The following is a 22,660-nucleotide window of genomic DNA, read 5'->3' as shown; positions in this document are numbered from 1 at the left end:
TCGGGCAGCCACGCCTTGAGGTCCGGAGGCAACAGGAATGCCTGGTCGCGATTGTAGGATACGAAGGTCGCCATAACCGCAGTTTGACAAATCAGAAAGGCAAAGTGAATCCGACAGACTGCTAGCTTGTTGTTTTGCCGCATTTTCCGAGTCGTCAGGTGACTCCACCTGACTTGAAAATGCTTTAGGAGAGGCCCTGCTCGACGTCGGCGCCGAACCAGCAGATGTGCTCGGCCACCAGATCGAAGGCGATGCCCGCGGTCTGGGGCGAGTCCGGCAGAACGAGCCGGCAGGTCGCGCTGCCCCCGGGCGAGAGCGCCTCCACCGGCACCGGCATGCGGCGCCAGTTGCGGTTGATCGAACCATCGGCGGTGCGGAGCATGGCGCCGATGTTCACCGATCCCGGAGCGGTGCCGGAGGCGATCCAGCGATAGGGTCCGGTATTGGTGACCCGCAGCTCCGCCACCACCCCCTCGGGCGCGCGCCGGAGGGCTGTGATCGCGATCGTGCCGACGCCGGTCTCACCATGCGGGATGGCGCGGCTGTCCTTGGGCGCTTCGCCGTAGCGCAGTGAGAAGACGCGCAGATTGGAGATATTGGGATCGACCGCGGCGAAGACCTGCCGAATGACCGGCTGGTCCGGCATCTGGCCGGAGCGGGTGCGCGCGACCTCGGCGCGGAAGGTGTTGAAATCGAGCGTCGGCACCTTGGAGAGCGTCACCGCGACCTCGCCCGGGATGAAGCCATGCGCGGCGCCCATCTCGGCCAGGGCGAAAATATCCACGTCATTCTCGATCACGCCGAAGCTGCGCATCTCGGCCTGCGACGCCTGGGACTGGCTGTGCAGGTCCGAGGGCTCGACGAAGACGGCGAGCCCGCCGGGGCGCAGCACCCGCGCCATTTCCCGCAACACCGGCTCATAGCGCGGAACGTGGTGCAGGGCGTCGTAGCTGAAGATGCGATCGATCGAGTTGTCCGGCAGCGGGATCTTCGGCCCGTCCAGCATATGATAGGAAATGCGGTCGGCGAGCTCCGGCTCGCGCTTCAGCGTGAAGGCCTCGGACAGGCGCAGCGCGCTGGCGGCGATGTCGCAGGCGTAAACCCGCATCCCGAGCCGTGCGAGCACCCGTGAGAGCCAGCCGAGGCCGGTGCCGAAATCGAGCACCTCGGCCGAGGGGAATGGCTCCAGCAACTGCAGCGCCGCCCGCAATTTGTAGAGCATCTGCTCGGCATGGGCGATGTGCCCCAGCGGCTTGAAGAAATCCGGCTGGGTCAGGTCCCGGTCCGCGAAATACTGATCGGCGCGGCGCGCGTGTTCGGCCTCGTCAAAGACATCGATGAGCTTGCGCACGTCGATGCTGCCGTCGGGACGGAAGACGCTGGCGGGCAGGTCGGTGGCGCTCATGACCGCCAGGTTAGAGGCTGGCGCCGAGGCTGTCACCGCGTTGCGATCAAACGAGACCGTGTGCCGGTCAGGCCAGGCGCCAATTGCCCTCGGGCGTCAGCTTATAGGCGAGGGTGGGGTCGTTGTGCGTGAATGTCCGCAGCCGGTAGTCGGGCACCACCGTCGCCACGGCCCGTATGGCCTGCGGGGTTTCGGCCTGCATCAGCGCGCGCACCACGCTGCGGGTCAGCAGCCCCGGGCCGGTGTCGTTCCAGATGGAGAGGGTGAGGCCATGCTGCTCGGCCCAGAGCATGCGCTCGGTCCCTGCCGCGATCGCGGCGCCGATAATGGCGCTGCCCCGCCGGGCGCCCAGCAGGCAGTTGTTGAAGTAGGGGGGGGACTGCTCGGCCATCACCACGACCACCTCGCTCGTCTCCAGCGCCGCGAACAGCGGGCCGACCGGCGCCAGGCAGCGGTCATCCGCATCCGAATAGAAGCCGCCATGGGTAAAGAGCCACATCAGGCGCAGGTAGTCCGACTTCATCGCGGCATGGCGGCAGCGGTCGAAGCAGCCCAGCGCCACCGCGCCGTGCTCCGCCGCGATGAAGGCGCGGGCGGCGTCCAGATCCAGGATGGTCTGCCGGATCTGGGGGTTCACGCTGCGCCAGCTCGCCATGGTGGCGGCCACATCGGCCGGGGGCACCGGGGCATCCCAGAACTGCACGAGGCCCCATTCGCCGGCAGGCGGGGGCGCCGTCGGCGTTTCGGGCAGCAACGCCAGCCTGCCGCCCTGGCGGAAGGCTTCGAGCATGTAGAGGAAGGGCGTGCTGTTCCAGCCATCGCCGCGGCCAACCCAATCCCGGGCGAGAGCGTCGAGGCCGGCGGAATCCTCATTGGCGATGCGAATGCGGCAGGCGCGGGCGAAGCCGTCGTAGTTCCAGCGCTCGCGCGGGATCAGTTCCAGCGTGGCGCTGGCCAGGGCCGGATTGCCATCCTCCATCGCCATCATGGCGCCGAGGTCCGCGAGTTTCTGGCTGCTGCCCGCCACGCCCGGATGTGCCGCCAGCACCGCCAGCCCGGCGGCGGCGCCGCCGAGGCGGAAGGCGAGGCTGGCGCGCGCCCCGATCATCGCCGCGTCTTGAGGGACGTCGGCCGCCAGCCGTGCCGCCAGCCCGGCCGCCGCGCGCAGACGCCCGGCGGCGGTCAACGCCTCGAGAAGTTCGAGCCCCGGCCCGGCCTCGATCCTGGCCTCCCGCAGCAGCGGCAGCAGGCGGCGCGCGGTGGCACGGGCGGTGGTCAGCCCGCCCTGGGCGTTCCGGCAGATCAACGCCCACCAGTCGGGCAGCGGGCGCGGCAGGCGCGAGAAGCAGCCCATCGCCGCATCGGCCCAGCCCAGCTCCCAAAAGGAATTGCCGGCCAGGAACCGCCAGGAGCGATTGCCACCGGCGAGGTCCGAGGCGATCTCGAACCCGCGCGCCGCGGTCAGATGGGCGCCGGCCACCTTGGCGATCTCGGCCAGCAGCGCATGCACCAGCGGGTCTTGCGAGCCTAAAGCAAGAGCGATGCGGAAGGCCGCTTCGGCCTGCCGGAACGCCTGGCGGTGAAACAGCAGCTGGCCGAGGGCCGCCACCGGGGCGGGGGTGCCGGGCGCCGCCTCGATCGCCTCGTGGCAGGCGTCCAGCGCCGGGTCGCCGGTACTGGTCACGTCGGGCCAGGCTGCATCCGCTGTCACTGGATGGGCAGGAACGGCAGCACCCGCGCCAGCGGCGGCCAGGCCGCGATCAGCACCGCGGCCCAGACATTCGCGGCGACGGCGGCCCCGGCCAGGACGAGCAGCGAGACGATCCAGGCCAGCGCCAATCCGCGCGTGCCCGTTCGCGCGGCGGCGCTGGGGGGCGGGACGAGCCGCGGCGGCTGGGATGCGAAGGCGGGCGGGCGTGGCCGCGGGGCGGGCGCGGGCTGCGCCGGTGCCAAGGGCGGTGGCACCGGCGGTGGCGCGGGCTTTGGGGCTGGCGATGCCACGGGCGGGGCCGGCATCGGCGCCGGGCCCAGCGGGCGCCAGACATGGGTGCAGCGGACGCAGCGCACCTCCGATGCGGCGGACAGCATCCCGTCCGGCACATCATAGCTGGCGTCACAGGCGGGGCAGGTGATCCGCATGCGGTGTTTCTGGCGGGCTCGCGCCGCTTGCACAAGACGTCAGTTCCATCTGACGGGCCATCGGCGGTGGCATTGCCGCGGGGTCCGTGGCAATCCGGCGCCGATGCTACGCTTCACGGATGTCGGGCTGCGATACGAAGGCGCCGCGCTGAGCGCGCCGGAGGTCTTGTGCGACCTGGATTTCACCCTGGCGCAGGGCTCCTTCACCTGGCTGTTGGGCCCCTCGGGCGCCGGCAAATCCAGCCTGCTGCGCCTGATGGGCCTCGCCTTGCGGCCGAGCCGGGGGGAGGTCGAGGTGCTGGGGCTGCGGGTCGGGCCCAACCCCTCCCGCATGGCGCGGCGGGGGGCCATCGCCTCGATGCGACGGCGGATCGCGACCGTCTATCAGGATTTCCGCCTGCTGCCGTATCTGAGCGTCGCTGACAATGTCGCCCTCCCGCTGCGCCTGGCCGGGCGGGCCGAGGCCTCGCTGCTGCCCGATGTCGCCGAGATGCTGGCCTGGGTCGGGCTGGACCATCGCCATGCCGATCGGCCCGCGACGCTGTCGGGCGGCGAGCAGCAGCGCGCGGCGATCGCCCGCGCCGTGGTCGGCCGCCCCGATGTGCTGCTGGCCGATGAGCCGACCGGGAACCTGGACGCCGGCCAGGCCCGTCGCCTGCTGGCGCTGCTGATCGAGATGCACCGGCTCGGCACCACCGTGGTGGTCGCGACCCATAGCGAGGATCTGCCGGCCCGTTTCCCGGCCGCGGCACTCGTGCTGGGCGGGGGCAGGGCGCGCCATGTCCAGGGCTGACCAGTCGCGCCGGGCGCGCGATCCGCTCGGCCTCGCGCGGGCGCTGCCCTTCGGGCTGCTGCCGGCGCTGGTGGGGGCCATGGCCTTGCTCGCGGCGCTGGCGCTGGCCGGGGCCTCTGCCGCGGCGGGCTTCGCCGAGGGCTGGCGCAGCGCCGCCAGCGATACCGCGACCGTGATCCTGCCGCGCGGCGCCGATGTCCCCGATGCCGTGGCCCAGCTTGGCCAATTGCCCGGGATCGCGGCGGCCCAGGCGGCCGATCCCGCCGCCTTGGCGCGGCTGCTCCGCCCCTGGCTCGGCGATGATGGCGGGATCGCCTTGCCGTCCTTGGTCGATCTGCGCCTGAGCGGTGCAGACGTGCCGGATCTGGCCGCCCGGGTCGGCGCCGCGGTGCCGGGGGCGGTGCTGGAACCCCATGGCCCCTGGGCCGGGCAGATCGCCAATCTGGCGCAGGCGGTCCGGGTGGTCGCGCTGGCGGTGCTGATGCTGGTTGCCGTGGTCGCGGCGGCGGTGGTGGCGGTGGGCGCGGGGGCGGGGCTGGCGGCGCGGCGCGATGCGGTGCTGCTGCTGCACGAATGGGGCGCCCGCGATGGCGAGATTGCCGGGCGGTTTGCCCGGCGGTTGGCCTTCCTGGCCGGGGTCGGCGCGACGGCGGGCGTGATCGTGGCGCTGCCGCCGCTGCTGTTCGTGGGCCAGCTGGTGCCGGGGACGCAGGGCGGCATGCTGCCGCTGCCCTGGGTCTCGCTCGCCATGGTGCCGCTGCTGGCGGCGGCGCTGGGCTGGGCGGTGGCCCAGGCGGTGCTGCGCCGCTGGCTGCGGCGGCGGCCGTGAGAGGACACAAGGGGAAAGTGGCGTGTTGATCTGGGTGCGTTCGGCGATGTTCAACCTCGCCTTTTTCGTGATGACCGGCGGGCTGATCCTGATCGGGCTGCCGTATCGGTTTGGCCGCAAGGAAAGCACGCTGCGCGTGATGTCCCTCTGGGCGCGGGGCGTCATCTGGCTGATGGGGGCCATCTGCGGCATCCGCCTGCGCGTCACCGGGGTCGAGCATATCCCGAAGGACGGCCCCTGCCTGATCGCCTGCAACCACCAGTCGGCCTTCGACACCATCGTCTGGTTGATGCTGCTGCCGCGCCCGATCTATGTGATCAAGGCGGAGCTGCTGAAGATTCCGGGCTATGGCGGCATGGCGAAGCAGGCGGGCTCCATCCCCGTGGATCGCGCCGCCGGTGCCTCGGCGATGCGCGGCCTGTTGCGCGCGGGGCAGGCGCGGGCGGCCGAGGGCGGCCAGATCGTCATCTTCCCCGAGGGCACCCGCGCCCCCCCCGGCGCCGCTTTGCCCTGGCAGCCGGGGGTGGTGGCGCTGGCCGGCACCGTTTCCCCCGTCATCCCCGCGGCGACGGACAGCGGGCAGCTCTGGGGGCGGCGGGCCTTCCGCAAGCTGCCGGGGACGATCACCCTCTCAATCCTGCCGCCGCTGCCCAAGGGCCTGCCGCGCGTCGAAACCGTGCGTCTGCTTGAGGCGCGGGTGCGGGAGGAAGCCACCCGGCTGGAGGCGCTGGCGGAGGTGCGGTGACACCCGCCCGCCGCCCCGCGATACTCCGCCCCAACCACTGAAAGGGACCGCCATGAGCTACGAGATGATCCTGGTCGAAACCCATGGCCCGGTCGGGCTGATCCGGCTGAACCGGCCCAAGGCGCTGAATGCGCTCTGCGACCAGTTGATGGGGGAGCTGGGGACCGCGCTTGACGTCATGGCCGATGATGCGGCCATCCGTGCCATCGTGCTGACCGGCAGCGAGCGCGCCTTCGCCGCCGGCGCCGATATCAAGGAAATGGTCGGGCGCGAGTTCCCCGCCGTCTATTTCGACGATTTCATCGGCAAGCGCTGGGAAGCGGTGCTGAAGGCCCAAAAACCGGTGATCGCCGCGGTCGCGGGCTTCGCGCTGGGCGGCGGCTGCGAGCTTGCGATGATGTGCGACATGATCATTGCCGCCGATACCGCGAAATTCGGCCAGCCGGAGATCACCCTCGGCATCATCCCCGGCGCCGGCGGCACCCAGCGCCTGACCCGTGCGGTCGGCAAGGCCAAGGCCATGGACCTGATCCTGACCGGGCGGATGATGGATGCGACCGAGGCGGAGCGCGCGGGCCTTGTCGCCCGCATCGTCCCCGCCGCCGATCTGGTCGCCGAGGCGATCAAAATCGCGGAGAAGATCGCCAGCCTCTCCGCCCCCTCGGTCGCCATGGCCAAGGAAGCGGTGAACATCGCCTTCGAGACGACGCTGAAGGAAGGCGTGCGGTTCGAACGCCGGCTGTTCCAGTCGCTGTTCGCGACCGCCGATCAGACCGAGGGCATGACCGCCTTCGCCGAGAAGCGGGCGGCGGTCTTCACGAATAAATAAACTGGGGCCAGGGACTCAGGGCGCCGAGGCCGTGACCAGGCTGCTGTGCAGCCAGCCGCGCGGTTCGGTCTCGCCGACCTGAAGCCAGCCGCCGGGGGCGGTGGCGAAGACATGCACCGCCTGGCCGCGCGGCAATACGGTCACAATCTCGCCGCCGCCATTCGGATGGGCGCGCAGATTGCCGGGCTGTTGCAGCGTGACCGCCCGCTCCGAGCCGGAAGGGGTGGCGCGATCATCCGCCGGGGGCGCCGAAGCCGCGGCGGCGGGGCGCATCGATACCGTCTGCGCCACCGGCTGGCCCTCGGGCTGCCCGGCGGGGCCGCCACGGCGCAGCCCGGCGCTCACGCCGTTCGGCAGGCCGTTGGGGATGCGGGGCAGCGGCGGCGGGGCCCCGCGGCGCGGCATCGCCGCGGGCCCGCCCTGGTCCAGGCAATGGGACTGCTGCTCCACATAGACGCGCGTGGCCTCGACATTGGACAGGGCGACCCTCTGGTCGATCCGCTCCGGTGCCGCGCCGCTGCCGGTCCAGGTCAGGATGGAGATGAAGGGGACGAAGGCCGGGCCGCCACTGGAGGTGCTCACCTGGCCACACACCGCGACCTTCTGCGGGGCGGCCTGGCGATAGGCCTGGACGCCACGGAATTCGAGGCGGGCCTGGGCGCCAAGCTCGGCGCGCAGCCGCTGTTCCGCCGCCGCCTGCGAGAGCGCCAGCACGTCCTGCGCCTGCGCGGCGCGGCCGTGGGTCGCCGCATCCGCGGTAGTGGCATGATCGTCGCAACCGGCCAGGCCGATGGCGATCACCGCGCACAACAGGCTCATCAGCCGCATGGTCAATCTCCGCATCACGGTGCCGTAACGCGACAGCGGGCGATTGAGTTACATGGCCAATTACATGACCGGATGCGCCTCCGCCTCGGTCACGACATAGGTGTAGAAACGGATCCGCCCATCGGGTCCGGTTTCTCGGTACAGTCCCTGGATTTCAGTATCGAAGCCGGGGAAGATATTGGCGGCCCGCTCGAACGCCTGAAGATAGGCGATCATTGGCTGGGCCCGATCATCCAGTCGTTCGCCTGGAATGATGATCGCGATGCCGGGCGGATAAACCAGCCACAGCGTGGAAGCAATCTTTCCCGCGACCTCCTCCAGCGGGACGTAGTTCACATTATTGCGCACAAGTTCCCGGGTCGCCTGCTGCGGCGTCATTGCCACTTCGGGGAAGTGTTCGGCGCGGAATTGGGCGATCTGCAGGGCGCTGATGTTGGCCTCGCGGTAGAAGGCATGCATTTCGGCGCAAAGATCGCGCAGGCGCACGCCCTCGTAGCGCGCCGGGCGCTTGGCGCAGAACTCGGGCAGCACCTGGTCCAGCGGCGCATTGGCGTCATGCAGCTTCTTGAAGGTGACGAGGTGGGACAGCAGCGTGCCGGCCTTGCTGCTCTCCACCCCGGGGGTGAGCAGGAAGAGCAGGCTGTTGAGGTCGTTCTTCTCCGGCACGATGCGGTTCTGGCGCAGGTATTCGGCGACGATGGGGGCCGGGATGCCGTGCTCGGCATAGCCGCCGTCCCGGAATCCCGGGGTCAGCAGGGTCAGCTTGTTGGGGTCGGTCATCGCCCAGCCGGGGATCTGGTCGGGGAAGCCGTGCCAATCCTCGCCCGGGCGCAGCGCCCAATGCGCGGGGTCGGAGGCCAGCACGTCGGTCGAGGCATCCTCCCAGGGCACCGCGCCGCCGGGCAGATGGGCGAGCTTCGGCACGAAGGGTTCGAAGAACCAGCGGCGGGCGGGGTCGGCCTCGGTCTCCTCGAACTCGCGGCGCATCAGGCGCATCTTCTTGCGGATCTCGATGCCGAGCCGGACGGTGTCATCCCACAGCACCTCGCCCGAGCGACCCTTCATCATCTGCGCGCCCACGTCCAGCGAGGCGAAGAGCGGGTAGAACGGGCTGGTGGAGGCGTGCTGGAGGAAGAATTCGTTGAAGCGCCGGTGCTCCACCCGCCGCCGCTGGGACTTCAGGTGGCTGTCCTTGATGTGGATCTGCGAGGCCTGGCTGAAGGAGGCGAGCTGCTTGTGGGTGCTTTGCGTGACGATGATGCCCGGCGCATCCGGCCCGAGGTTCTCCAGCCCCATGCCGAAGCGGCCGCGGAACAGCGGGTGGAACTTCATGAACCCCGCCCAGGCCTCGTCGAAGAGGATGTAGTCGCAGAGGTGGCCGATGCGGGCGACGATCTCATCCGCCGAATGGATGGTGCCGTCATAGGTGCATTGCTCGACGACGGCGGCGCGGAAGGGGCGGGGGCGGCGCCAGGCCTCGGGGTCGGTGACATGGGGGTTGGTGCGGATCGCCTCGCGCAGGGCGGTCTCGTCGAAGGCCTCCGGCCGCATCGGGCCGATCAGCCCATGGGCGTTGCGGGCGGTCTCGATGAAGACCGGCACGGCGCCGGCCAGCAGCAGGGCGCCGTGATGCGCGGCCTTGTGGTTGTTGCGGTCGAACAGCACGAGGTCGCCCTCGGCCAGCAGCGCCGTCAGCACGACCTTGTTGGAGGTGGAGGTGCCGTTCAGCACGAAATAGGTGCGCTCGGCCCCGAAAATCTCGGCCGCGGCCTGCTGCGCCTTCAGCGCCGGCCCCTCATGGGTCAGCAGGTCGCCGAGCTGGAGGACGGAATTGTCCAGATCGTCGCGGAAGATCGCCTCGCCCAGGTGCTCCACGAAAATCCGCCCGATCGGGCTGCGGCGGTAGAAGACGCCGCCATTGTGGCCAGGGCAGGTCCAGAGCTGGTTGCCCTGCTCCGCGTAATCCACCAGGGCGCCGAAGAAGGGGGTCTTCAGCGTGTCGGCATATTGCCGCAGCCGGGAGACCAGGGTCTTGGCGATGTAATCCGGGGTTTCCTCGGCCAGGAAGATGAAGCCGTCCACATCGTCCAGCACATCGACGGGGATATCCTCCAGCCGGTGGCGGCGGACCAGCACGATGATCGGCACATCCAGCCCGCGCTTGCGGACCAGGGCGATCAGCGCCGCGGCCTTGCCCTGGAGCCCCTTTTTCCCCCAATCAACGATCACGCAGCCGATCGCGGCATCGGTGCGGATCACAAGCTCCGCGTCATCGTCGCGCCGGGCGCGGACGACCTGATACGCATCCTGTTCGATCTCGGCGATGATCTGGCGCAGCCGCGCGCCCTCAAGGTCCGCCTCGTCGAAATTGGGGGCGCAGATCAGAAACTTGAAGCGACGGGCGTATTCCACAGTTTCTCTCCGCGGGCGTGCTGGCGCAGGAGTGGAACGCCTGCTCCGCCAGGGCAAGGCTGCGGATATGACGCTTCCGTGGCGCCGCGGTTTACGGCCCGGCCCGCCCGTGCTTCCAAACACCGGCGCACCTCGGACTTGACTCACAGGCCCGTGCGGCGCTACCAGCCCCCTCCTTCCAAGGGTCCTCCGCGACCCGCGGACCTGTTCAACTTCACTCAGGATCGGCACGACCCCACCGCCATGGCGAACACCGCGTCCGCGCAGAAGCGCATCCGGCAGACGGCAAAGCGCAATGCGCGCAACACCGCCCGCCGCAGCCACGTCCGTACCTACCTGAAGAAGGTCGAGGCGGCGATCGCCGGCGGCGACAAGTCGCTGGCTCGTGAAGCCCTGCGCATCGCGCAGCCGGAAATGCAGAGCGCTGTCGGCAAGGGCACGTTCCACCTGAACACGGTGGCCCGTAAGCTCTCCCGCCTGTCGGCCCGCATCAAGTCGATGGAGTCCAGCGCCTCCGCTTGAGGACTGGACTGGCAACAACCGGAGCGTTCCCGCTCCGGTCCCGTTGCCCCATCAGGCCGAGGGGCCTAGTATTCGGCGCTAACATTTGTTGCGCTGGATAGAAACCTGACAAATATCATGTCCATCATGCGTGCGGATGTCAGTCCGGGCGTGAGGGCGTGATTTTTGTCGTTCTCTTTTTGAAACAATTTATTCTGAGCGTGACACGCTGATGGCGTTTGCGCGGCGCCATCGTGACTGGCTAGTCTAGGCCGGTCGGGCTTCGATAGGACGTCGTGCGGTCCATCATGGTCGGCGGGGCTCGGAAACAACGAGGTGGCGAACCGCATGGAGCAGGAGCACAGCAGCCGCGACCCTGCCAGCGCCTCCACCGCTCGGGCGGCGGGGCGTGAGCCGGCACCGAGGGATGCGGCCAACCTGCCCGCGGGGCTGCTCGCCGAGGCCTGGGCCCGCATCCGTGGCCGGCTCCGGCAGGATGTCGGCGATGCCGAATACCGCTCCTGGCTGCGGCAGATGACGCTGGCCGGCGTCGCCGGCGATGTCGCCGTGGTGCTGCTGCCGAGCCGTTTCCTCCGCGACTGGGTTCGCAGCCATTATGCCGACCGGCTGCGCCTGCTGTGGCAGGCCGAGGATATCGGCGTCCGCCGCATCGAGGTGCGCGTCGCTCCCGAAGGGCAGGCCGAGCCCGCCCCGCCTGTGAATGGCGCGGCCGCAGCCCCGCCGCAGCCGCTGCGCGTGGAGATCGCCGAGCCCGCGCCGGCGAGCCCGGCCCTGGCCGGCCGCCTTGCCCCGCCGCGCGCCGCTCCCGAACCGGCCCCCGGCCCGGGGCGCGAGGGGCACGAGCCCTCGCTCGACCCGCGCTTCACCTTCGAGAGCTTTGTCGTCGGCAAGCCCAATGAGTTCGCCCATGCGGCGGCGCGGCGCGTCTCCGAGCGCCCGGCGAGCCAGGGCTTCAACCCGCTGTTCCTCTATGGCGGGGTCGGCCTCGGCAAGACGCATCTGATGCATGCGATCGCCTGGGCGATCCGCGAGGGCCATCCGGACCGCACCGTCGCCTATATGTCGGCGGAAACCTTCATGTACCGGTTCATCGCCGCCCTGCGCCGGCAATCGACCATGGAGTTCAAGGAAAGCCTGCGCTCGGTCGATGTGCTGATGATCGACGATCTGCAGTTCCTCATCGGCAAGGACAATACCCAGGAAGAATTCTTCCATACCTTCAATGCCTTGGTCGATGCCGGCAAGCAGATCGTGGTCTCGGCCGACAAATCGCCGTCCGATCTGTCGGGGTTGGAGGATCGCCTCCGCACCCGGCTCGGCTGCGGCATGGTCGCCGATATCCATGCCACGACCTATGAGCTGCGGGTCTCGATCCTGCAGGCCAAGGCGGCCTCGCTGGAGGCCGCGGTGCCGCCGCGGGTCATGGAATTCCTGGCCAGCAAGATCACCGGCAATGTGCGGGAGCTTGAGGGCGCGCTGAACCGGCTGGTCGCCCATGCCAATCTGTTCGGCCGCGGCATCAGCCTGGACCAGACGCAGGAGGTCCTGCACGACATCCTGCGCGCCCACGACCGCCGGGTGACGATCCATGAGATCCAGAAGAAGGTCGCGGATCACTACAGCATCAAGATGACCGACATGGCCTCGCCCCGCCGCGCGCGGAACGTGGCGCGGCCGCGCCAGGTGGCGATGTATCTGGCCAAGCATTTGACCAGCCGCAGCCTGCCCGAGATCGGCCGCCACTTCGGCAACCGCGACCACACCACCGTCATGCATGCCGTCAGCCGCATCACCGAGCTGATGCAGGCCGATACCGCCTTCGCCGAGGATGTGGATTTGCTGCGGAAGATGCTGGAGGTCTGAAGGGCGTCAGCCTTTCACGGCCCCAGCCGTCAGCCCGGAGGCGATCCGGCGCTGGAAAATCAGCGCCAGCAGCATGGGGGCCAGGAACAGCCAGGCCGAGCGCCGCCGCTCCCGCGCGGGGCTGGCGCCGCGGCTATTCCACCATCGCCATCTGACGCGGATCGAACTCCAGCCACACTTTTTCGCCTACCTCGTGGATCTGCGACGGCGGCGCCGTCGCGCGCAGGCGCAGCCCGCCGGCCTCCTCCGAACGCACCACGTAATCCCAGGTTTCGCCGAGGAAGGTCCGCTGCGCGACGACGCCGGCCAGGATCGGGTGCTCGCCCACCGGGCGCTGGCGGTGCAGCCCGATGCTCTGCGGCCGTACCGAGACCAGGATGTCGCGCGTCGTCGCGGCCTCGGCCCCCGCGACCTGCCCGACGCCCACCGAGATGCCGCCGAAGCCGATCTCGCCGTTCTCGACCTGGGCTTGCAGCAAATTGGTGCGGCCGATGAAGCCGGCCACGAAGCGCGTGCGCGGGCGGGTGTAGAGCAGATGCGGCGCATCCACCTGCTCGATCCGCCCGGCGTTCATCACCGCGATCCGGTCGGAGGTCGCCATGGCCTCGGCCTGGTCATGGGTGACATAGACGGTGGTGATGCGGAATTCATCGTGCAGGCGGCGGATCTCGAAGCGCATCTCCTCACGGAGGTTGGCGTCAAGGTTGGACAGCGGCTCGTCCAGCAACAGCACCGCCGGCTTCACCACGATGGCGCGGGCCAGGGCCACGCGCTGCTGCTGCCCGCCCGAAAGCTCGGAGGGGTAGCGTTCCGCGAGGTGGCTCATCTGCACCACCTCGAGGATTTCCCCGACCCGGCGCTTCGTCTCCGCGGACGGCAGCTTCCGCAGCTTCAGGCCGAAGGCGACGTTCTCGGCGACCGTCATGTTCGGCCAGACCGCGTAGCTCTGGAAGATCATGGACATGGTGCGCCGCTCCGGCGGCAGCACCGAACCGGGGGCGGAGATGATCTCGCCATCGAGCGAGATCTGGCCCTCGGTCGGTTCCACGAAGCCCGCGATCATCCGCAGGGTCGTGGTCTTGCCGCAGCCCGAGGGGCCGAGGAGGGAGACGAATTCGCCTTCCTCCAGGGTCAGGGCGATGTTGTCCACGACGCGCGTGCGGCCATAGGCCTTGGTGAGGCCCAGTATCGACAATCGGGACATAATCAGCCTCTCCGCAGCATGAAGTCGCGCCCAACCAGCTTCATGCCGATGCCCACGAAGATGAGGGTCACGACGAGCAGCAGTCCGCCAAAGGCGGCGAGCACCTCGAAATTGCCGGCCTCGCTCAGATCATAGAGCAGCACCGACATGGTTCGCGTCCGCGGGCCGACCAGGAAGATCGCCGCCGACAATTCGCGCGAGGCGACGATGAAGACGATCAGCCAGCCGCCCAGCAGCGATTTCTTGACGAGCGGCGCGGTGATCATCCGGATCGCGTGCAACCGCCCGCTGCCCAGGATGCGCGCGGCTTCCTCCATCTCCGGATGCACCGCGCGTATCGCTGATGACGAATTCGCATAGGCGATCGGCAGGAAGCGTGCGGCGAAGGCCAGGATGATCAGCGCCGCGGTACCGTAGAGCGACAAAGGCGGCGCCGCATAGGCGGCGTAGAAGCCGATCGCCATCACGATGCCCGGGATGACGAAGGGCGCCAGCGCCAGGAACCCCAAAACCTCCCCAAAGGGCACCAGCCGGCGGTTCACGATATAGGCGACCATCAGCGCGAGCAGCACCGCGATGGTGGCGGCCGTGGCCGAGAACCAGATCGTGTTCCAGATCGAGGTCATCGCCATGTCGTGCTCGAAGATGAGCAGATAGTAGTTGGCGAAGGTGAGGTTATCGAGGCTGAGGCCGCGCCCCCAGGCCTTGGCGAAGGAGGCCTGCAACAGCACGAACAGCGGCATCGCCACCGCGATCATGCCCACCATGGCGCACCAGGCGAACATCACCCAGCGCCATGCACCGAGCTTGATCGGACGGCGCTCGCCGCCCTTGCCGGTCTGGGAGACATAGCCCTTGCGCGACAGCAGCAGTTTTTGCGTGGCGATCATGCCGGCGGTGACCAGCAGCAGGGGCATGGCATAGGCGGCGGCCACCTCGACCCGCACCGGGTATTCGAAGAATTGCCAAAGCTGCGTCGTCACCACATTGATCCGCGCCGGAATGCCGATGATCGCGGGTGTGCCGAAGAGCGCGATGGTCTCCAGGAAGACGATGATGAAGCCGGCCATGATGGCGGGCCAGACCAGGGGCAGCGAGACCTTGCGCATCGCCGTCCAGGTGCCGGCGCCGAGGATATTGGCGGCGTCCTCCATCTCCGACGACACGAGGTCGAGGGCGGATTTGACGAAGATGAAGACCAGCGGGAAGGCGTTCAGCGCGATGACCAGCGCCAGCCCCTCGAAGCTGTAGACGTTGAAGAAGGGCGATTCCGATCCGGTCAGCCAGCGCCAGAACACGTTGATGAAGCCGGAATTCGGCCCCGCCAGCAGGATCCAGCCGACCGCGCCGAGGTAGGGCGGCAGGATGAAGGCGCCAAGCACCACCGTCCAGGTCAGCCCCTTGCCGGGCATGTCGGTGCGCGACACCGCCCAGGCCATCGGCACCGCCAGCACCACGGCGATGGTGGCTGATGCCAGGCCAAGGGTCAGCGAATTCACCACGGCCTCGATATAGCGCGCACGGCCATAGGCGGTGACGTAGTTGGACAGGGTGAAGGCCCCGGTCCCGCGCGTCTCGAAGCTGACGAGGAAGAGCTTGCCCAGCGGGAAGGCCACCAGGAACAACAATGCGCCGATCAGAAGAATCCAAAGCAGCATGACCGGCTCGATCCGGCCGATCCTGCGGGCGAGGCTGACGCGTCGCGGCGGCGTGGCCACGACGCTCTTTCCCAATGCCGTGCTCATCGGGCTACCTCAAACGCCGAAAATGTCACGCCACAGCTCCCTGACTTCGGGAATGCCATTCTCGACCTCCTCCGGGGTGGGGGAGATGAGCGTCAGCTCGTCGAGCGGGCGGGAGCCTTCCGGCGGCCGCACCTCGGGGCGCAGCGATTCCGCATAGAAACCGCGCGTGGCCTCGGAATAGGCGGGGCTGGTCATGAACTCCATGAACAGCTTCGCCGCATTGGGCTTCGGTGCGGATTTGATGGCCCCGCTCGGCGCCGCGACCATCAGCGTGCCATCGGTCGGATAGATCAGCGTCAACGGATTGCCGCGCGATGCGCTGAACAAGGTGGCGGCCGAGGGAACGGCGACGCCGAGCATGCGCTCGCCGGCATTGAGTGTCGTGACCGGATCACCGGCCGATCGGCCGACCTGGGGGTTGTTGCGGGCGAATTCGCGGAAGAAGGGCTCGCCATAGGCCTTCCGCATCATGATCGCCCAGTTGCCGATGGCGCCGCTGAAGCCCGGATGGCCGACGGCCATCTTGTTGCGCCACTTCGGATCGGTGAGCTCCCGCCACGACTTTGGCGCATCGGCCTCAGACAAATTGTCCGAGCGGCGGGCGAGCAGATAGAGCGCGAGGTAGGTGACCTGGAAATACCCATCCGGGTCCGCCGCCTCGCGCGCCGCCTTCACCATCCCCGCCGCATTGACGGGGCGGTATTCCATCAACCGCCCCTCGCGCTTGAGGAAGGTGAAGTGGCTGTAGTCGGTGGAGCTGAACACGTCGCATTGCGCGACGCTGGCCCGGTAATCCTGCGACAGGCGCTGGAAGGCGACCTGCGAGGTGGTGCGGACGACGTTGCAGCGCACGCCGGGGAAACGATCGGTGAAGGCATGGCCGACCGCTTCGGAGGGCTGGGCCTGGAGCTGGCCGGTGTACCAGGTCACCTCCCCCTCCGCCTTGGCGGCGTCGTAGAGCTGCTGTTCGTGCGCCGTGTAGGTCTGCGCCGCGGCGCGACGCGCCGGCAGGATCGCCGCCGCCGTGATCGCCGCCGTGGCGCCGAGCACGGTCCGTTTGGTTATGCCGGTCATGCGTTCCTCCGTTTCTTCTTGGTGTGCGGACGGTGGTCAGATCCCGAAGGTATCGCGCCAGGCCTCGCGGACTTCCGGCACACCCGTCTCCTGTTCCGCGATGCTGGGGGCGAGCAGGGTGATCTCCGACAGCGGCCTGGCACCGGGCGCCGGCGCGACATCGCCGCGCAGCGGTTCGTTGTAGTAGTCGCGCACGGCTTCCGATCCGGCCTTGCTGGCCTGGAATTCCATGAACAGCTTCGCCGCGTTCGGGTGCGGTGCGTTCGAGGGGATGGCGGAGGGCGAGATCGTCGCCAGCACGCCTTCGGTGGGGTAGATCAGCTTGAGCGGATTGCCGCGCGACATCGCCAGCGCCGTGGTGCCGACCGGCACGCAAAGCCCGACCGAGCGCTCGCCCGAATTCAGCGTCGTCACCGGATCCTGGCTGGAGCGGCCGATCAGCGGCTTGTTGCGCTCAAGCTTGGTGAAATAGTCCCAGCCATACATCTTCCGCATCTGCACGGCCCAGACGCCGATGGCGCCGCTGAAGCCAGGATGCCCGACGGCGAGCTGGTTGCGCCACTTCGGATCCAGCGCATCGGCCCAGCTCTTCGGCGCATTCGCCTCGCTCACCAACTGCGTATTGTGGATCATCAGGAAGAGGCCGAGGAAGGACGTGTGGAAATAGCCGTCCGGGTCAACGTTCTGGATCGAGGGCAGCATCCCCGCCGCATTGACCGGGGTGTATTGCGTCAGCTTGCCCTCACGCTTCAACTGCGTGAAATGCCCCGAGTTGGTCGAGCTGAACACGTCGCATTGCCGGACGCCGGCACGGGTGTCCTGGCTGAGGCGCTGGAAAGCGACCTGCGACGTGCTGCGCACGACATTGCAGTGTACACCGGGGAAGCGATCGTTGAACGCCCGGCCCATGGCTTCTGAGCTTTCGGCATTGTACTGGCCGGAATACCAGGTCAGCTCGCCCTCCGCCTTGGCGGCGTCGTACAGCGCCTTTTCATGCGCGGGAAGCGTCTGCGCGGCGGCGCGAAACGCAGGGCCGCCGACAGCGGCACCCGTGGCCACGGACAGCAATTGCCGCTTCGTGAGGGTCAATTTCATTCTTGTTTCCTCCCTGATTGCGCGCCCGGATCTGTGTCCGGTTAGCGACCGTTGAAGACTGGCGGACGTTTGGCCATGAAGGAAGCCCGTCCCTCCGCGTAATCGGCGCTGTCGAAGCACGCGCGATACATGGCTTCGAATTTTTCCCGATCGACCTTGGCCGGGTCGCCGGCGATCTGGTCGATCGCCTCCTTGGAGGCGCGGATCGACAGCGGTGCGTTGCGCACCATGGTCTGTGCCATGGCAGAGACCGTTGCTTCAAGGTCAGCGGCCAGCACAACCTTGTTGATCAGGCCGCAGGCCAATGCTTCCTGCGCATCGAGCTGCCGCCCGGTGAACATGATGTCCTTGGCGACCGCGGGCCCGACGAGGCTGACCAGACGCCGCAGGCTTTCATAGGCATAGGCGACGCCAAGCCGCGCCGCCGGGATGCCGAAGCGGCTGTCTTCCGAGGCGATGCGCAGATCGGCGACCATCGCCGTGGCGCAGCCGCCGCCGATGCAGAAGCCCTGGATCATCGCGATCAGCGGCTTGCCCAGGGCTTCGAGACGCTTGCGGGCATTGCTCGAGGTCGCGGAGTAGGTCGCCTCCGCCTCGGCGCTGTCACGCATCTTCTCGAACTGGCTGATGTCGGCGCCTGACGCAAAAGCCTTGCCGCCCGCGCCATGCATGACCACCACGCGCACCGCCGCATCATTGGTGAAGCGCTCAGCGGCGGTCGCCACCGCCTGCCACATGTCCAGTGAAATGGCGTTGCGTTTTTCGGGCTGGTTGAAGGTCAGCCAGCCGATGCCATCCTCGACCCGCGCGAGGATCTTGGGTGTCTCCAACTGAATCACGATGCCGTCCATGCCCTCGCCTCCTCTATCTCAAACCGCGCGCGTGGCGCGCAATGCGGCGATGGCCTGTGCATCGAGGCCAAGTTCTTCCAGAATCTCTTGCGTGTGCTCACCGGCGCGTGGCGTGGGCGCCCGGATGCCCCGGGTGACGCCTGTCATGTTGATCGGCGAGGACACGAGGCGTTGCGCGCCGAGTCTCGGGTGCTGCACCGGCTGGGCAATGCCCAGATGCTGCACCTGCGGATCGGCGAAGACCTGGTCTATGGTGTTGATGTGGCCGCAGGGAATCCCGGCGGTGTCCAGCACCTCGATCCAATGCAGGCTTGGCTTGGTGCGCGTCACATCGGCGATGGCGGCGTTGATGGCGGCACGGTCCTGGGACCGCCCATCCCGCGTGTCCCAACCCGGCTTGGTGATCCATTCCGGCTGACCGAGCGCTTCGCAGAATCGTTCCCACATGCGGGGGGAGGAGGCGGCGAGGGTGATCGGCTGGTCCTGCGTCGGGAAGACGCCGGTCGGGATCGCCGTCGGATGATCGTTGCCGGCCTGGCCTGCGACTTCGCCGGCCAGAAGCCAGCGCGAGGCCTGGAAATCCAGCATGAACACCATGGCTTCCAGCAGGCTGGTATGCACCCAGCGGCCTTCGCCGGTCTTCTCACGATTGAACAGCGCCATCATGACGGCGAGGGCCAGAAGATTACCCGCGGTAAGATCGGCAATGGGGATGCCGACACGCACCGGCCCCTGGCCGGGCAGGCCGGTGATGCTCATCAGCCCGCCCATGCCCTGGGCGATCTGGTCCACGCCCGCGCGATGGCCATAGGGACCGTCCTGGCCGAAGCCGGAGATCGAGGCATAGACGATGCGAGGGTTCACCGCGCGCACGCTGGCATAGTCCACGCCGAGGCGGAACTTCACCGCGGCGCGCATGTTCTCGACGATGACGTCAGCGGTTTTGGCGAGTTGGAAGAAGACCGCCTTGCCCTCGGCCTGCTTCAGGTCGATCTGCATGATCCGCTTGTTGCGGTGCAGGTTCTGGTAATCGAAGCCGTCGGGCTCACCGGCGATGTCCTGCCCCTCGGCGGACGGAGGCTCGATGCGGATCACCTCCGCGCCCCAATCGGCGAGGTGGCGGACGCAGGTGGGGCCGGCACGCGCGACCGTCAGGTCCAGCACGCGCAATCCCGCCAATGGCAGGGCCTGGCTCTGGGAGGCTTCCCGGACAGAGGTGGCGTCGTTCATAGCGGTGAGGCCGCGGCGCTGTGTCCGGATATGCGATGCGCGTCGCAACGTGCCGCCCTGGCCACCATCGTTCTCTCCTGAACGTTCTTCATTCTTGGTGAATGCAGGTTGCCAGCGGAACGACGAACTGTAAACAATGAATGCGATGACTTCCGGCCGCGCACCTCCGCGTTTGAACGAACCCCGCGCTGGTATCGGGGAAGATCGTGATGCTGCACCGCAAGATGATCGCAGCGAGTCGCTTGCTGCGCCGCACAAATTGTTAACACAACCGCCACGCCGCCGCCGTGCGCCTGAGGCGCTTGGCATCGATGTCGCCCGGCGCATCGAACAGCTCATCACCCAGGGGGTACTCACGCCAGGGGAGCGGCTCAATGAGGTCGCCCTCGCCCGCAACCTCGGCGTCAGCCGAGGGCCGGTGCGGGAGGCGGCCCGCGCGTTGGAGAAGACGGGCCTCGTCACCGTCATCATGAACCGCGGTGCCTTCGTGCGAAGCCTCGGCCTCGATGAGGCCATGGAGATCTATGAGATCAACGCCGTCCTCTTCGGGCTCGCATCGAGCCGCGCGGCACAATCCCTGACGGCAGCGCAGGCCTTCGAATTGCGCGACATGGTCGAGGCGATGGATCAGGCCATCCTGACGGATCATCGCGAACGCTTCTTCGAGATCAACTCGGGGTTCCACGCCTTCATCTTCGCTTGCGGCCGCAATGCCGAGGCGGCATCGCTCTATGCGGGGTACACGCGCAAGCTGATGCTGCTGCGCCGACGCTCCTTCGAACGTCCAGGCCATATGGCAGAGGCGAATTGCGAACACCGCGCCCTGATGGAGGCAATGCTGGCTGGCGACGGCGCCCGTGCGCGCCTTCTTGCCGAGGCCCATGCGCGCCTGGGGCGCGCCCGCTTTCTCGATTCCATCGGCCATGCCGCTGAGACTCGGGCACATCCGGCCTCGGCCGGCAAAAGCAAGACCATCGCCAAGGGGGAAGATGCGGCATGACTCTGATGGAACGGATCGGCGTGGACGTCGGGCGGCGCCTGCCGTTGGAACAGGCCATCGAATGGGCGGCGGCGCATGGCGTGCGCCACATCGATATCCAGCTCGACACCGGCGCGAATGCGGTGACGCGCTTCGATCCCGCACGGGCCCGCGGCATCCGCGCCGCGCTGAAGCGGCATGGCGTGCATCTTGGGCTGCATACGCTCTCCGCCGTGAATGTCGCGGAATACTCGCCCTTCCTGTCGGAGGCGGTGGATTCCTATCTCATGGCCTATATCGACGCGATGCCGCTGCTCGGGGCGGAGTCCATCGTCGTCCATGCGGGCTACCATTTCACCGCTGATGTCGAGATGCGCATGGCCGCGGGGCTGGACCGCCTGAAGCGGATGGTGAGCTACGCCGAGACCAAGGGCGCCTTGCTGCTGCTGGAAAATCTGAACAAGGAGCCTGTGGATGCCGAGGTCCATTACCTCGCGCACACCATCGAGGAATGGCGCCACTACTACGATGCCATCGACAGCCCCGCCTTCGCGCTCTCCTTCACCGCCAATCACGCACATCTGTTGCCCGAAGGCGTGGAAGGATTCCTCGACGCCATCCCGCTCGAACGTGTGGTTGAGGTTCGCCTGGCCGATTGCTTCCGCAATGGCCACGAGCAGCATCTGGTGCCAGGGCAAGGAAACTTCGACTTCGGCGATATGTTCCGCCGCATCGAGGCCCGCGGCTTCAAGGGGCATTACATGAACGCATTCGGCACGCTCGACGACATGGACACGTCGCGGGTGCGGCAGGTCGAGGCCGCCCGTGCCGCCGGCGTTGCCTGCTGATGGCCGCCGGATCGCGGATACGGCGCGTCACCGCGGTGGTGGAACGCCTGCCCACGGTGGGTGCCGCCGCGGGTTATGCCGGGCTCGACACGCCCTCCTTCGTGCGCTGCACCGTGGAGACGGAGGACGGGCAGGCCGGCACGGGCGTCACCGGACGCTTCCTGGGCCCTGAGGTCGCGGCCTTGCTCTCCCGGGGCGTGGACGAGGCTCTGCGTGGCAGCGACGCCCGCGTGATCGAGGCGATCGGCGCGTTGCTCACCGCCCGCTTCAACCCTCGCGGCGCCACGGGGGTCTTCGTCTCGGCGCTTTCGGCGTTGGACATGGCGTTGTGGGATTTGCGCGCGCGCAGCCTGGGCGAGCCGCTCTGGCGGTTGCTGGGCGGCGCCCGCAGCGCGGTGCCCTGCTACGCCACCATCGGGCTGCCGGGATATTCGGAGGATGAGCTGACGGCCGTCTGCAAGGGCGCCATCGACGCGGGCTTCCGCGGCGTGAAGATGCTGGTGGCCGCCGGTGGCCGCGATGTCGAGCAGGACATGCGCCGCGTGCAGGCAGTGCGCGACGCGATCGGCCCGCATGCGCCGCTGATGCTCGACGCGAATTGCGGGATGAGCGTTGCCGACGCCAAGCGCCTCGCCCTGCGCGTTGAGGAGTGCGACATCGCCTGGTTCGAGGAGCCGGTGTTCCACAACGATCTGGAGGCCTTGGCCAGCCTGCGCCGCGCCGTCCGCATCCCGATCGCCGCGGGGCAGATGGTGCAGTCGCTGGGCTGGTTCCGGGACGCGCTGGCACGCGGCGCGATCGATTGGGTGCAGCCCAACGCGGCCTTCTGCGGCGGCATTTCCGCCATGCTGCGCATCCTGGCCCTGGCTGAGGCGCATGGCACCCCCACCGCCCATGCCGGCGGCTGGGACATCGCCAATGCCGCCGTCATGGCCGGCCACGCCCATGGCGGCCTGCTGGAGATGCACGGTGCCCAAAAGGCGTTGCGGGCGCGGCTCAGCGAGGACATGCAGCCGGTGGCGGGCATGATGGCGCTGCCCGACCGTCCCGGCATCGGCTTCGCCTTCCACCCGATGGCCTGATCAGCCCGGCTCGCCGCCAGATGCTCGACGTGTTCGCGCGCGGCGCAGGCTCGCGCGATTCCCCGAGACCGCCGCTAGAGCGGGATGCGTTGGGGCTGAATCGAATTTTCTTCCCGACGCGGAGGGTGATCTGATTCAAGGTTCTGGCTGGGTAGGAGGCCAGCGTCGATGGGAGCACCCTATTCCC

At 68.2% G+C, this 22,660-nt stretch carries 20 protein-coding genes; 9 read left to right on the top strand and 11 right to left on the bottom strand.

Features of this window, described 5'->3' with window-relative positions; genetic code table 11:
* Positions 1–184 precede the first annotated feature (184 nt).
* The 3 genes from C8P66_RS22330 to C8P66_RS22320 form a co-directional block, all read right to left on the bottom strand.
* Entirely contained in the window at positions 185–1,405 is a 1,221-nt protein-coding gene (locus C8P66_RS22330) for a class I SAM-dependent methyltransferase (RefSeq protein WP_111400505.1), read from the bottom strand.
* 67 nt (positions 1,406–1,472) lie between these two features.
* Positions 1,473–3,089, bottom strand: a complete 1,617-nt coding sequence (locus tag C8P66_RS22325) for a glycosyltransferase family 32 protein (RefSeq protein WP_111400504.1) — start codon at positions 3,087–3,089, stop codon at positions 1,473–1,475.
* Positions 3,090–3,112: 23 nt separating this feature from the next.
* Entirely contained in the window at positions 3,113–3,544 is a 432-nt protein-coding gene (locus C8P66_RS22320) for a zinc-ribbon domain-containing protein (protein WP_111400503.1), read from the bottom strand.
* Positions 3,545–3,647: 103 nt separating this feature from the next.
* On the opposite strand from C8P66_RS22320, the gene C8P66_RS22315 reads away from it, so the two are divergent.
* The 4 genes from C8P66_RS22315 to C8P66_RS22300 are packed head-to-tail and all read left to right on the top strand — an operon-like array spanning position 3,648 to position 6,740.
* Positions 3,648–4,337, top strand: coding sequence for a cell division ATP-binding protein FtsE (locus C8P66_RS22315; RefSeq protein WP_111400502.1), 690 nt, complete (start codon positions 3,648–3,650; stop codon positions 4,335–4,337).
* Entirely contained in the window at positions 4,324–5,166 is an 843-nt protein-coding gene (locus C8P66_RS22310) for a cell division FtsX domain-containing protein (protein ID WP_111400501.1), read from the top strand. The genes C8P66_RS22315 and C8P66_RS22310 overlap by 14 nt, the downstream gene beginning before the upstream one ends.
* Positions 5,167–5,188: 22 nt before the next feature.
* Positions 5,189–5,911: a lysophospholipid acyltransferase family protein gene (locus C8P66_RS22305; RefSeq protein ID WP_245903739.1), complete on the top strand. Its 723-nt coding sequence runs from the start codon at positions 5,189–5,191 to the stop codon at positions 5,909–5,911.
* 52 nt (positions 5,912–5,963) lie between these two features.
* On the top strand, positions 5,964–6,740 hold the full coding sequence (locus C8P66_RS22300; protein WP_111400499.1) for an enoyl-CoA hydratase: 777 nt from the start codon (positions 5,964–5,966) through the stop codon (positions 6,738–6,740).
* 15 nt (positions 6,741–6,755) lie between these two features.
* Here C8P66_RS22300 and C8P66_RS22295 read toward each other — a convergent pair whose 3' ends face one another.
* Positions 6,756–7,583, bottom strand: coding sequence for an SH3 domain-containing protein (locus C8P66_RS22295; protein WP_111400498.1), 828 nt, complete (start codon positions 7,581–7,583; stop codon positions 6,756–6,758).
* Between the two features lie 45 nt (positions 7,584–7,628).
* Positions 7,629–9,980 (bottom strand): Orn/Lys/Arg family decarboxylase, encoded by a 2,352-nt coding sequence (locus C8P66_RS22290; RefSeq protein ID WP_111400497.1) that lies wholly within the window; start codon positions 9,978–9,980, stop codon positions 7,629–7,631.
* Between the two features lie 243 nt (positions 9,981–10,223).
* On the opposite strand from C8P66_RS22290, the gene rpsT reads away from it, so the two are divergent.
* Together rpsT and dnaA are read left to right on the top strand one after the other, a co-directional pair.
* Complete coding sequence (gene rpsT / locus C8P66_RS22285; RefSeq protein ID WP_111400496.1) at positions 10,224–10,502, top strand: 30S ribosomal protein S20; 279 nt, start codon at positions 10,224–10,226, stop codon at positions 10,500–10,502.
* Between the two features lie 327 nt (positions 10,503–10,829).
* Positions 10,830–12,365, top strand: a complete 1,536-nt coding sequence (dnaA, locus tag C8P66_RS22280; protein WP_111400506.1) for a chromosomal replication initiator protein DnaA — start codon at positions 10,830–10,832, stop codon at positions 12,363–12,365.
* A 133-nt stretch (positions 12,366–12,498) separates the two neighbouring features.
* On the opposite strand, the gene C8P66_RS22275 is transcribed toward dnaA, so the two are convergent.
* Genes C8P66_RS22275 through C8P66_RS22250 form a run of 6 tightly spaced genes read right to left on the bottom strand, consistent with a single transcriptional unit; the run spans position 12,499 to position 19,564 of the window.
* Positions 12,499–13,569, bottom strand: coding sequence for an ABC transporter ATP-binding protein (locus tag C8P66_RS22275; RefSeq protein WP_111400495.1), 1,071 nt, complete (start codon positions 13,567–13,569; stop codon positions 12,499–12,501).
* A gap of 2 nt (positions 13,570–13,571) precedes the next feature.
* The gene (locus tag C8P66_RS22270) at positions 13,572–15,314 is read right to left on the bottom strand and encodes an ABC transporter permease (RefSeq protein ID WP_111400494.1); all 1,743 of its coding nucleotides are present in this window, start codon (positions 15,312–15,314) and stop codon (positions 13,572–13,574) included.
* Positions 15,315–15,323: 9 nt separating this feature from the next.
* Positions 15,324–16,388: an ABC transporter substrate-binding protein gene (locus C8P66_RS22265; protein WP_111400493.1), complete on the bottom strand. Its 1,065-nt coding sequence runs from the start codon at positions 16,386–16,388 to the stop codon at positions 15,324–15,326.
* 36 nt (positions 16,389–16,424) lie between these two features.
* Positions 16,425–17,483 carry an ABC transporter substrate-binding protein gene (locus tag C8P66_RS22260; RefSeq protein ID WP_111400492.1) on the bottom strand — a complete coding sequence of 353 codons (1,059 nt, stop codon included), beginning with the start codon at positions 17,481–17,483 and terminating at the stop codon, positions 16,425–16,427.
* A 41-nt stretch (positions 17,484–17,524) separates the two neighbouring features.
* Complete coding sequence (locus C8P66_RS22255) at positions 17,525–18,334, bottom strand: enoyl-CoA hydratase (RefSeq protein WP_111400491.1); 810 nt, start codon at positions 18,332–18,334, stop codon at positions 17,525–17,527.
* An 18-nt stretch (positions 18,335–18,352) separates the two neighbouring features.
* The gene (locus C8P66_RS22250; protein ID WP_111400490.1) at positions 18,353–19,564 is read right to left on the bottom strand and encodes a CaiB/BaiF CoA transferase family protein; all 1,212 of its coding nucleotides are present in this window, start codon (positions 19,562–19,564) and stop codon (positions 18,353–18,355) included.
* Between the two features lie 259 nt (positions 19,565–19,823).
* On the opposite strand from C8P66_RS22250, the gene C8P66_RS22245 reads away from it, so the two are divergent.
* From C8P66_RS22245 to C8P66_RS22235, 3 genes are read left to right on the top strand one after another with little or no spacing between them, the layout of a single operon-like run.
* Entirely contained in the window at positions 19,824–20,564 is a 741-nt protein-coding gene (locus tag C8P66_RS22245) for a GntR family transcriptional regulator (protein WP_158537352.1), read from the top strand.
* Positions 20,561–21,391, top strand: coding sequence for a sugar phosphate isomerase/epimerase family protein (locus tag C8P66_RS22240; protein ID WP_111400488.1), 831 nt, complete (start codon positions 20,561–20,563; stop codon positions 21,389–21,391). Before C8P66_RS22245 ends, C8P66_RS22240 begins: the two co-directional genes overlap by 4 nt.
* Positions 21,391–22,473: a mandelate racemase/muconate lactonizing enzyme family protein gene (locus C8P66_RS22235; RefSeq protein ID WP_111400487.1), complete on the top strand. Its 1,083-nt coding sequence runs from the start codon at positions 21,391–21,393 to the stop codon at positions 22,471–22,473. The genes C8P66_RS22240 and C8P66_RS22235 overlap by 1 nt, the downstream gene beginning before the upstream one ends.
* The last annotated feature ends 187 nt before the right edge of the window (positions 22,474–22,660 follow it).

Origin of the sequence: Humitalea rosea (assembly GCF_003253705.1) — a bacterium.
Taxonomy (GTDB): Bacteria; Pseudomonadota; Alphaproteobacteria; order Acetobacterales; family Acetobacteraceae; genus Humitalea; species Humitalea rosea.
Note: the sequence above shows the minus strand (reverse complement) of the source record. Positions and strands in the feature narration are given on the sequence as shown.